The organism is Paenirhodobacter huangdaonensis, assembly GCF_004022465.1.
Taxonomy (GTDB): Bacteria; Pseudomonadota; Alphaproteobacteria; order Rhodobacterales; family Rhodobacteraceae; genus Rhodobacter; species Rhodobacter huangdaonensis.
In genome coordinates this window covers 639,189-650,081 of the sequence record NZ_SAVA01000001.1, presented here as the reverse complement: position 1 = coordinate 650,081, position 10,893 = coordinate 639,189, and the positions used below count along the sequence as shown (strand labels likewise).

8 protein-coding genes are annotated in these 10,893 nt (G+C 67.1%); 3 read left to right on the top strand and 5 right to left on the bottom strand.

What is annotated here, in order from left to right:
* Positions 1 to 29 precede the first annotated feature (29 nt).
* The 3 genes from EOW66_RS03085 to dprA form a co-directional block, all read right to left on the bottom strand.
* Positions 30 to 734 carry a CoA transferase subunit A gene (locus tag EOW66_RS03085; RefSeq protein WP_128154724.1) on the bottom strand — a complete coding sequence of 235 codons (705 nt, stop codon included), beginning with the start codon at positions 732 to 734 and terminating at the stop codon, positions 30 to 32.
* Positions 735 to 844: 110 nt separating this feature from the next.
* Complete coding sequence (gene topA / locus EOW66_RS03080) at positions 845 to 3,484, bottom strand: type I DNA topoisomerase (RefSeq protein WP_128154781.1); 2,640 nt, start codon at positions 3,482 to 3,484, stop codon at positions 845 to 847.
* A 139-nt stretch (positions 3,485 to 3,623) separates the two neighbouring features.
* Entirely contained in the window at positions 3,624 to 4,733 is a 1,110-nt protein-coding gene (gene dprA, locus EOW66_RS03075; protein WP_128154779.1) for a DNA-processing protein DprA, read from the bottom strand.
* A 261-nt stretch (positions 4,734 to 4,994) separates the two neighbouring features.
* On the opposite strand from dprA, the gene EOW66_RS03070 reads away from it, so the two are divergent.
* The 3 genes from EOW66_RS03070 to EOW66_RS03060 all read left to right on the top strand — a co-directional run bounded on the left by EOW66_RS03070 (position 4,995) and on the right by EOW66_RS03060 (position 8,914).
* The gene (locus EOW66_RS03070; protein ID WP_128154722.1) at positions 4,995 to 7,160 is read left to right on the top strand and encodes an esterase-like activity of phytase family protein; all 2,166 of its coding nucleotides are present in this window, start codon (positions 4,995 to 4,997) and stop codon (positions 7,158 to 7,160) included.
* Between the two features lie 170 nt (positions 7,161 to 7,330).
* Positions 7,331 to 8,194: a L,D-transpeptidase gene (locus EOW66_RS03065; protein WP_239017476.1), complete on the top strand. Its 864-nt coding sequence runs from the start codon at positions 7,331 to 7,333 to the stop codon at positions 8,192 to 8,194.
* A 189-nt stretch (positions 8,195 to 8,383) separates the two neighbouring features.
* The gene (locus EOW66_RS03060; protein WP_164881007.1) at positions 8,384 to 8,914 is read left to right on the top strand and encodes a hypothetical protein; all 531 of its coding nucleotides are present in this window, start codon (positions 8,384 to 8,386) and stop codon (positions 8,912 to 8,914) included.
* Here EOW66_RS03060 and EOW66_RS03055 read toward each other — a convergent pair.
* Entirely contained in the window at positions 8,898 to 9,239 is a 342-nt protein-coding gene (locus EOW66_RS03055) for a cupin domain-containing protein (protein ID WP_128154718.1), read from the bottom strand. The genes EOW66_RS03060 and EOW66_RS03055 overlap by 17 nt on opposite strands.
* A gap of 5 nt (positions 9,240 to 9,244) precedes the next feature.
* Positions 9,245 to 10,717 carry an ABC transporter substrate-binding protein gene (locus EOW66_RS03050; protein ID WP_128154717.1) on the bottom strand — a complete coding sequence of 491 codons (1,473 nt, stop codon included), beginning with the start codon at positions 10,715 to 10,717 and terminating at the stop codon, positions 9,245 to 9,247.
* Positions 10,718 to 10,893 lie beyond the last annotated feature (176 nt).

The following is a 10,893-nucleotide window of genomic DNA, read 5'->3' as shown; positions in this document are numbered from 1 at the left end:
GCGGTCCCAGCCCGTCACCACCTCGGCCATCACATTGCCTCCCGCTTGCGCACGGTGCGCTGTTCGATGCGTTTCTCGTGGTCGCCCTGGATCAGCCGGTGCACGTAGATCCCGGGCAGGTGGATCAGGTCGGGGTCGAGCGCGCCGGTCGGCACGATCTCCTCGACCTCCATCACGCAGACCCGCCCGCACATCGCCGCCGGCGGGTTGAAGTTGCGCGCGGTCTTGCGGAAGATCGCGTTGCCGCTCTCGTCCGCCTTCCAGGCCTTGACGATCGAGACATCGGCGACGATGCCGCGCTCGAGGATATAGGTCACGCCGTCGAAGTCCTTGTGCTCCTTGCCCTCGGCCACCACCGTGCCGACGCCGGTCTTGGTGTAGAAGCCCGGAATGCCCGCGCCGCCGGCCCGCATCCGCTCGGCGAGCGTGCCTTGCGGGTTGAACTCGAGCTCGAGCTCGCCCGACAGATATTGCCGCATGAATTCCGCGTTCTCGCCGACATAGGACGAGATCATCTTGCGGATCTGCCGGGTGTCGAGCAGCTTGCCGAGGCCGAAGCCGTCGACGCCGCAATTGTTCGAGGCGATGGTGAGGTCCCTGACCTCGCTTGCCACCAGCGCGTCGATCAAGAGTTCCGGAATGCCGCACAGGCCGAACCCGCCCGCCGCAATCGTCATCCCGTCGAACAGAAGCCCATCCAGGGCCTCCGACGCCGAGCCGTAGATCTTTCTCATGTAGTCCTCCCGTATCCTGAGCGGAATTTGTGACCAAGGGGAGGGCGCGAGTCAATCGCAGCGATGCTGCGCGGCAGCGCGGGCCCTCCGCCGCGCCGCCGCAACAGGCATCATTCGGGCGCCGCGTCGGCTTTCTTCGCTGTTTTCTTCGCCGCGGCGGTCTTTGCCGGCGCCTTCGCTGCGGTGGTCTTCTTCGCTGCTGGCTTCTTGGCAGGGGCCTTTTTCGGCGCGGCCGCGGCGGTCTTTGCGGCGGCCTTCTTCGGCGCCGCCTTCTTCTTGCCGCCCTTCGCCGCCTTCGCCTCGAGCAGCGGCAGCGCGATCTCGAGCGTCACCGCCTCGGGTTCGACATCCTTCGGCAGGGTGGCATTGACCTTGCCCCATTTCACATAGGGCCCGTAGCGGCCGGGCATCACCTGCACCTCGCCGCCCTCGGGATGCGCGCCGAGCACCTTCAGCGGCTGTGCTGCGGCACCGCCACGCCCCGGGCCGCGGGCGAGCTTTTGCGCCAGCACCTCGACGGCGCGGTTCATGCCGATGGTGAAGACCTCTTCCGCATCGGGCAGGTTCGCATAGGTCTTGCCCCATTTCACGTAAGGCCCGAAGCGGCCGAGATTGGTCTCGACCGGCTCGCCGTCCTCGGGGTGCGGGCCGATCACCCGCGGCAGCGACAACAGCATCAGCGCGCGCTCGAGGTCGATCGATTCGGGGGCCCAGCCCTTCGGCAGGCTGGCGCGCGGCGGTTTCGGCACCTCTTCGCTCGCCTCGCCCTTCTGCACATAGGGGCCGAAGCGGCCGATGCGCAGCGTCACCGGCTGGCCCTCGTCATCGCCGAGCACCTTGCCGTCGAGCGCCGCCGCCTCGCCGTCGCCCGGGGCCGAGAGCGGCCGGGTGTAGCGGCATTCGGGGTAATTACCGCAGCCGATGAAGGCGCCGCCCGAGCGCGCGGTCTTCAGATGCAGCCGGCCCTTGTGGCACACCGGGCATTCGCGCGGGTCCGAGCCGTCGGCGCGCGGCGGGTAGAGATGCGGGCCCAGAACCTCGTCGATCTTGTCGAGCACTTCGGAGATCCGCAGCTCGGAGGTCTCGCCGATCGCCGCCGAGAAATCGCGCCAGAAGCGGGCAAGCACCTCCTTGTAGTCGCGGTCCCCGGCCGAGATGTCGTCGAGCTGTTCCTCGAGATCGGCGGTGAAATCATATTCGACGTAACGGCGGAAGTAGTTCGTCAGGAAGGCGGTGACGAGGCGGCCGGTGTCCTCGGGAATGAGCCGGTTCTTGTCCTTGCGGACATAGCCGCGGTCGACGATCGTGGTCAGGATCGAGGCATAGGTCGAGGGCCGGCCGATGCCGAGCTCTTCCATGCGCTTCACCAGCGTCGCTTCGGTGTAGCGCGGCGGCGGCTGGGTGAAGTGCTGTTCGGGGGTGATCTGGCCCTTCTTCGCGGGTTCGCCCTCCATGATCTGCGGCAGGCGCGCGCCGTCCTCGCCCTCGTCGTCGTCGCGGCCCTGATCGTAGATCTTCAGGAAGCCGTCGAAGGTGACGACCTGGCCGGTGGCGCGCAGCTCGACCTGACCGTCGGCGGAGCCCACATCGACGGTGGTGCGTTCCATCACCGCGGCGGCCATCTGGCTGGCAAGCGTGCGCTTCCAGATCAGCTCGTAGAGCTTGGCCTGATCGTCGGCGACGCGCAGCTTCTCGGGGCTGGCCGACATGTCGGTCGGCCGGATGCACTCGTGTGCCTCCTGCGCGTTCTTCGCCTTGTTCTTGTACATGCGCGGGCTTGCGGGCACGTATTTGTCGCCGAAGCGGCGCTTGATCTCGTCGCGTGCGGCCATCACCGCCTCGGGCGCCATGTCGATGCCGTCGGTTCGCATGTAGGTGATGTAGCCCGCCTCATAAAGCCGCTGCGCCGCCGACATGCAGGCCTTGGCGCCCATGCCGTATTTGCGCGAGGCCTCCTGTTGCAGGGTCGAGGTCATGAAGGGCGGGTAGGGGTTGCGGGTGGCGGGTTTCGCCTCGACTGCCTTCACCGTCAGATCGCGCGAGGTCACGGCCTGCACCGCAAGTTCCGCATCCGTGGCAGTGGCGAGGTCGAACTTGTCGAGCTTCTTGCCGCCGAGAACGGTCAGCCGCGCGGTGAAGACCTGACCGCGGGGCGTGGTCAGCTCGGCGGTGACGGTCCAGTATTCGCGGGCGTGGAACGCCTCGATCTCCATCTCGCGCTCGACGATGAGGCGCAGGCAGACCGATTGCACGCGGCCCGCCGAGCGCGCGCCGGGGAGTTTCCGCCACAGCACCGGGGACAGGTTGAAGCCCACCAGATAGTCGAGTGCGCGGCGGGCGAGATAGGCCTCGACCAGCGGGCCATCGACCTGCCGGGGGTGTTTCATCGCCTCGGTGATCGCCGATTTGGTGATCGCGTTGAAGGTGACGCGCGACACCTTCTTGCCCTTCAGCTTCTTCTCGAGCGCCTGTTCGAGGTGCCACGAAATCGCCTCCCCCTCACGATCAGGGTCGGTGGCGAGGATCAGTTCGTCGTCGGAGGCAAGCGCATCGGTGATCGCCTTGATGTGCTTTTTCGAGTCGGCCCCGACTTCCCATTTCATCTCGAAATCATGCTCGGGGTCGACCGAGCCATCCTTCGCCGGCAGGTCGCGGACATGGCCGAAGGAGGCGAGAACCGTGTAATCGGAGCCCAGATATTTGTTGATCGTCTTGGCCTTGGCGGGAGATTCGACAACGACGACGGCCATGACTTCCTCTTCAATGCGCAGGTTCAGCACTTGGGCGCGGAACATGTGGGCGTTGGGGGGGGATTGTCAATGACGCACCGACAGGTGGTTGACAGGCGGTTTTCTTCCGCCCCGCCGGGCGCGGGGGCTGGTGCGGGTCTCAGCCGAGGCTGAAAAGCCCTCCCGGATGGCGTGTCACCTGCCCCTCGAGTTCGAGCAGGACCAGCACCTGGGCAAGCACCGGGGCCTCGAGCCCGAGCGTGCGCAGCAGGGCGTCTTCGGGGGTCGGACTGGGGCCGAGGGCGGCAAGGACACGGGCGGGCGCATCGGTGGCGGCGGGGCCCGGGGGAGGCGATTTCGCCGCGGCAGGGGGCATCGGCCGGGCCGGTCGGGGGGCGGACATGACCGCGCCGAGCGCCTCGATCACGTCTTCGGCACCGCGCACGAGGAGCGCGCCGTCGCGCAGCAGCAGGTTGCAGCCGGCGGCGCGGGCATCCATCGGGTGGCCGGGCACCGCCATCACCTCGCGCCCGTAATCGAGGGCATTGCGCGCCGTCAGCAGGCTGCCCGAGCGCGCCGCGGCCTCGATTACCACGGTGGCGCGGGCCAGCCCGGCGATGATCCGGTTGCGCTGCGGGAAGTGGCGGGCCTGCGGCTGGGTGCCGGGGGGCAGCTCGGCAAGGCGCAGCCCCTGGCCTGCCATGCGGGCGGAAAGTGCTGTGTTTTCCGCCGGATAGATCACGTCGATGCCGCCCGCCTGCACGCCGATCGTGCCGCTGGCGAGTGCCGCCTCATGCGCTGCGGCGTCGATGCCGCGCGCCAGGCCCGAGACCACGGTGAAGCCCGCCGCGCCCAGCTCCTGCGCCAGCCGCTGCGCCATGCGCAGGCCGAGCGAGGAAGCGTTGCGCGCGCCCACGAGCGCGATCATCGGCCGCGCGGCCAGCGCCGGATCGCCAAGCGCCCAGAGCAGCGGCGGCGCATCGTCGAGATCGGCCAGCGCGGCCGGGTAGCCCGGCGCAGCGAAGGACAGAAGCCGCGCCCCGGCGCGGCGGCCGGCGGCAAGCTCGGCCCGGGCGACGCCTTCGGGGCAGGGGGCATAGCCCTCGGCCCCGGCGGCCCGGGCGATCTCGGGCAGCGCGGCAAGGGCCGCCGCGGCGCTGCCGTGTTCGGCCAGCAGGCGATGGAAGGTGGTCGCCCCCACCCGGCGGGAACGCGCGAGGCGGAGACGGGCGAGCGTCTCTGCTTCCGTCAGGGGCGGGGCGTCGGGCATGGGACCAGAAAACACTCTGCTTCCTCCGATCTCCGCCGCATTGCCGTTTCTGCATTCGGGCGCTGCGTCGGCAAATGGCGGGCGAATCAACCAATGCGAGAATCACTTCAAAAGTGTGCGCGCAAAGGATGTGCATGTCGCCCGCAAACCGCGCACAGCCGGGGCGATCACGGCTGCGTTACCGAAACGTCATGCCGCCGTCGCCCGGCTGTTACCCGCGCCGGGCATCCGCAGCGCATCACCTAATTGACGGAGCATCCGATGATCCTGCGACTGACGCTCGGCGGCGTTCTTGCCCTGACGACCGCGCTTCCGGCCCTGGCCGAGATGAACTTCAACCGCATCGCCGCCTTCCCGGTGGCCGACAACACCCCCGCCGGCACCGACGCCGCGCGCGAAACCTCGGCCGAGATCATCTCGGCGACCGAGGACGGCAGGACGCTCGTCTACACCGACAGCCCGGCGGGCGTGATCGGGCTGATCGACATCACCGATCCGGCGGCGCCGAAGGGGCTGGGCGAGGTTTCGGTGACGGGCGAGCCGACCTCGGTCACGGTGCTGGGCGGCAAGGCCTTTGTCGCGGTGAACACCTCGGAAAGCTATGCCAACCCGTCGGGCCGGCTCGAGGTCGTTGACCTTGCGACCAAGACCGAGGTGGCGCGCTGCGATCTGGGCGGGCAGCCCGATTCCATCGCGAAATCGAAGGACGGCCGCTTTCTGGCGATCGCGATCGAGAACGAACGCGACGAGGCGCTGAACGACGGCGCGCTGCCGCAGATGCCGGCGGGCGTTCTGGTCAAGCTGCCGCTGAAGAACGGCCTGCCCGATTGTGGCGCGCTGCAGACGATCGACGTGACCGGGCTGTCCGAGATCGCCGGCGAGGACCCGGAGCCCGAATTCGTCGACATCAACAGCAAGGGCGAGATCGCGCTGACCCTGCAGGAGAACAACGCGATCGTCATCGTCGGTGCCGACGGCAAGGTCGCCCGGGCCTTCAGCGCCGGCACCGCGACGGTCGAGGGGATCGACACCAGGAAGGACGGCAAGCTCGACTTCACCGGCAAGATCGAGAACATCGCGCGCGAGCCTGACGCGGTGAAATGGATCGACGACGACCATATCGCCATCGCCAACGAGGGCGACTGGAAGGGCGGCACCCGCGGCTGGACGATCTTCGCCAAGGACGGCACGCTGGTTTACGACAGCGGCAACAGCTTCGAGCGCGCGGTGGCGGCGATCGGGCATTTCCCCGACAAGCGTGCCGGCAAGAAGGGTGTCGAGCCCGAGTCGGTCGAGACCGGCACCTTCGGCGGTCAGAAGCTGATCTTCATCGGTTCGGAACGCGGCTCGGTCGTCGGCGTCTATGACGGCACCGATCCGGCGGCGCCGAAGCTTTTGCAGCTCTTGCCCTCGGGCATCGGGCCGGAAGGCTATGTCGCGATCCCCGGCCGCAACCTGCTGGTCTCGGCGAACGAGACCGATCTGGGCGCCGATGGCGCGGCGCGGGCGCATGTGATGATCTACGAGCGGCAGGAGGCGCCGGCCGCCTATCCGATGCTGACCTCGGCGGGCACCGATCCGCTGATCGGCTGGGGTGCGCTCTCGGGTCTTGCCGCCGATCCCGAGAAGGCGGGCATCCTCTACACGATCTCGGACAGCTTCTATTCGGCCGAGCCGCGGATCTTCACCATCGACACGACGCAGAAACCCGCCCGGATCGTCGCCGCACTTGACGTCACCCGCGACGGTGCGCCGGCGCAGCTGACCGACCTCGAGGGCATCACGCCCGACGGCAAGGGCGGGTTCTGGCTCTCGACCGAGGGCAACACGGCGAAGATGGTGCCGCACGGGCTGTTGCATGTCGATGCCAAGGGCAGGATCAAGGAGCAGGTCGGCCTGCCGCCGGAGCTTGCCGCGGTCGAGACCCGTTTCGGCTTCGAGGGCATCGCGAAGGACGGCGACACGCTGTGGATGGCGGTGCAGCGCGAGTGGAAGGACGACCCGAAGGGGATGGTCAAGCTCGTCTCCTACAACACCGAGACCAAGGAATGGGGCGCGGTGCACTATCCGCTCGAGCCGAAGGGCGCGGGCTGGATGGGGCTGTCCGAGCTGACCTTCCACGGCGACTGGGCCTATGTGATCGAACGCGACAACCTGATCGGCGACAAGGCCGTGGTGAAGCGGCTCTACCGGGTGAAACGCGCCGATCTGGTCGCCGCGCCGCTCGGCTCCGAGCTGCCGGTGGTGGCAAAGGAAGAGGTGCGCGACCTGATCCCCGACCTGAAGGCCACGGGCGGCTATGTCGTCGACAAGGTCGAGGGTTTCACCATCGATGCGGCCGGCACCGGCTGGGTGGTGACCGACAATGACGGCGTCGACGACAGCTCGGGCGAGACCCTGTTCTTCCCGGTCGGCAAGATCGAGTGATGCCGTAAAAACGCACCGATGGCCCGGGACCCCTGTGGTTTCCGGGTCATCTTCACATCTGATGGAACCGCAGCGGCCTCACGGGACTTGACCATCCGGTGCGGCGCTGGCCTTTTGAGGGAAGGCTGACGTCGCGTCGGCCAGAAGGTGTTTCAGGAATAGGTGCTGTCGTGCTGTCTCTCTCGCTGCGTCGTCATGCGATTGTCTTTCCGGTGTTGCTCGTTGCGGCCCTTGCGGGCTGTGCGCAGCAGCCGATGACCCCGGCCACCGTGTCCTCGAGTTCCGCCGTGCCGCCCGAATACCAGTCCCGCCCCGATGGCGACCGGGTGATCCCGGCGGTCAATCCGAACTACCTGACCGACCGCAACCGCCGCCGCTGGGTGGACTATTCCGGGCCGGAAGAGCCGGGCACGATCGTCGTCGATCCCTATGCGCGGCTTCTCTATCACGTCGTCTCGCCCGGCCGGGCGATGCGCTTCGGCATCGCCGTGGGCAAGGCCGGCAAGGGCTTTTCCGGCGATGCGGTGATTTCGCGCAAGGTCGAATACCCGTCCTGGACGCCGACGAAGAACATGGTGCGCAACGACCCCGACCTTTACGGGCCGCTGGCGGGGGGCTTGCCCGGCGGGCTCGACAACCCGCTTGGCGCGCGGGCGCTCTATCTCTACCGGGGCGGCAAGGACACCTATTACCGGATCCATGGCACGATGGACCCGTCTTCGATCGGCAAGGCCACCTCGGCGGGCTGCATCCGGCTGTTCAACCAGGACATCATCGACATGTTCGACGAGACCGAGCTGGGCACCAGGGTGAAGGTCCGCTCGCGCGCCGAAAGCCTCGAGATGGAGGGGGCAATGACCGAGCTGCACACCGGCTATGTCGTGCCCGCCGCCGACACCGAGGCGATCGCCGCCGACGAGGCGGCCTATGAGGCCGGACAGATCCAGGATTACTCGCAGGTCGAGCAGGAACAGCACGAGGCCGCCGTCGCCTCGGCCGAGGAGCGCGAGGCGCAGCTGCACGGCACGAACTGAGCCGGGCGGCGGCTTCGCGGGGGGGGGGGCAGGACGTCCCATCGGGGCCTTATTGGCCCTGATGGACTTGCCGGGTGCGTCGATTTGAGCCCTCAATGCCACGCCCCAGAAGGAGTAGAACGACAACATTGAAGAGGTCTTATAGAAGGCTTCCCAGAAGTGACTGCCGCTTTGCTTAAGAAGAAGCTAATGCATTCTCGATCAGCGTATTTGCATGCTGTCCGGGCCTTGCCATCGCCTGAAAATTTGCATTCTGGACCGATTCGGCAAAATAGCTTTGAGTTTACCCGGGCCGATCAAATCGAATCCCAGCTTATCGAGTTGGGATGGGCCTTTTTCCCGCGCTATGAAGCTTGCCTTGATAAATGGCTAAAAGATCAGGGGGTCAAGCTGAGTAAGCAGGTCCAACTCAAAGATTGGCTGACATCTCGCGGTGTGTCGATTCCTGCCGAGTTTTCCGAAGGACTCAAATTGTATCGTCAGATCCGCAATACCCTTCACCATGATGATGGGGCCTCATTATCCGGTAATCCTGAAACTGAGATTCATTTGTTGCCAGAGTATATGGAGAACTTTTTCGAACTATTTTGTTGGATTGGGACGGAGGTGGAAACGGCAAACCGTGCTGACGAAGGAGAGTCGCGCCAACCGGCAGCTCCGTTCGCCTTGCCTTCCCGCGGCGCCTCGGAAAAACCCTCGCCCCTCAGCGATAGAGGATGACGTAATCCTTCCGCAGCGTCTCCAGCACTCGCCAGATGCCGGAAAAGCCCGGGCGCAGCACGAAGGCGTCGCCGGGGCCGACCTCGAGCCGGCTGCCGTCGTCGCCCTCGATCACCGCGCGGCCGGTCAGGATGCGGCAGTATTCCCATTCCTCGTAGGAGGCGCGCCAGGCCCCCGGCGTCGACTGCCAGATGCCGCAGTAAAGCCCGTTCTCGTCCTCGACGTTCCAGGTGGTGTGGACCGGATCGCCCTCGACCAGTTTCGCGGGATCGGGGCGGGTGATTTCGGGCTCCGCCGCGGCGGGGGTGAGCGCTTCGAGCAGCATCGGTCCTACTCCGTCCAGTGCACCTTTGTCAGGTCGTTCGCGGGCGTCGGCGCGTTCAGCCACAGCCCCTCGAGCTTGGCATTCGCGACCCCGGTCTTCGCCAGCTGGAACAGCCAGGCGTTGACGTAATCGCGCGCGATCGTCTCTTCGGCGCGCCGCGTCAGCAATGTGCGCGTGGCGGGATCCGTGGCGCGGTCGAGCTCGCTCATCAGCGAGACGAAATCGGGGTTGTTGTAGCCGAAATAGTAATCCGGCCGGGCATAGATGTTGATGTCGGCGGGCTCGGTGTGGCTGACGATGGTCAGATCGAAATCATGGCCCTTGAACACCTGCTCAAGCCATTGCGCCCATTCGAGATTGGTGATCTCGGTCTTGATCCCGACGGCGGCGAGTTCCGCCGCGACGATCTCGCCGCCGCGCCGGGCATAGGTCGGCGGCGGCAGGGCAAGGCGCAGCGTCAGCCCCTCGACCCCGGCCGCCGCAAGCAGCGCCTTCGACTTCTCGGGGTCATAGGCGGACAGCGCCGTCAGATCCTCGTAATCGGGATTGTGCGGGGCGAAATGGGTGCCGATCGGCGTGCCGTAACCGAACATCGCACCGTCGATGATGTCCTGGCGGTTGATCGCATGGGCGATCGCCTCGCGCACCTGCACGTTGTTCAGCGGCGGGGTGCGGTTGTTCATCGCGAGGATGGTCTCGCCCTCGGTGGTGCCGACCATCACCTTGAAGCGCGGATCGGCCTGAAACTGCACCAGCGTCTCGGGGGCGGGGAAGTTCGGGAAGGCGTCGACATCGCCCGACATCACCGCCGCGAAGGCCGCGGTCGGATCGGCGATGAAGCGGAAGGTGGCCTTGGCGAGCGCCGGCTTCGCCCCCCAGTAGCCGGGATAGGCGGTCAGCGTGACGTGGTCGCCCTGCACCCAGTCGGCGAGCGCGAAGGGGCCGGTGCCGACGGGATGGGTGGCCTCGGTCGCGACGCTTTCGGGCGCGACAATCACCGCATCGCCCCAGGCCATCTTCGCCGGGAAGGCGCCGTCGGGGGCGCTCAGCACCACCTTCACCGTCGCCGGGTCGATCACCTCGACCGCGGCGATGCCGGCGAAGAGGGCCTTTTGCGCATTGGCGCTGTCCTCGGCCCGAGCCCGGTCGAGGCTGAACTTCACGTCCGCGGCGTCAAAGCCGGTGCCGTCGTGGAAGGTCGCGCCGGTGACCAGATGGAAGGTATAGGCGGTGCCGTCCTCCGACACCTCCCAGCTGCGGGCAAGTGCCGGCAGCACCGCGCCGTCGGGGCCAAAGCGAGTGAGCCCCTCGAAGAGGTTCGCATAGACCACCTCGTCGATCGCCGCGGCGGCTCCCGCGGTCGGGTCGAGGTTCGGCGGTTCGAGCACCATGCCCAAGGTGACGGCATCGGGCGCGGCGGCGGCGGCGGTTGCCGACAGCACAAGGGCGGCAAGCGCCGCGATCAGGCGATGGGGCATCGGGTCTCCTCGGGCGCGCGCCGGCAGGGCGCGGTTCGCGCCATGATTGATGCGAAGCCTGCCGGGGATCAAGGAATTTGCGCCGCGCCCGCGCTGCAACGCGGCGACAACGGGGCCGGCCGCCGCGCCGCGGCATTCTTTCTTTGCATTGCCGGGCCCGGGGGATTAAGGCTACG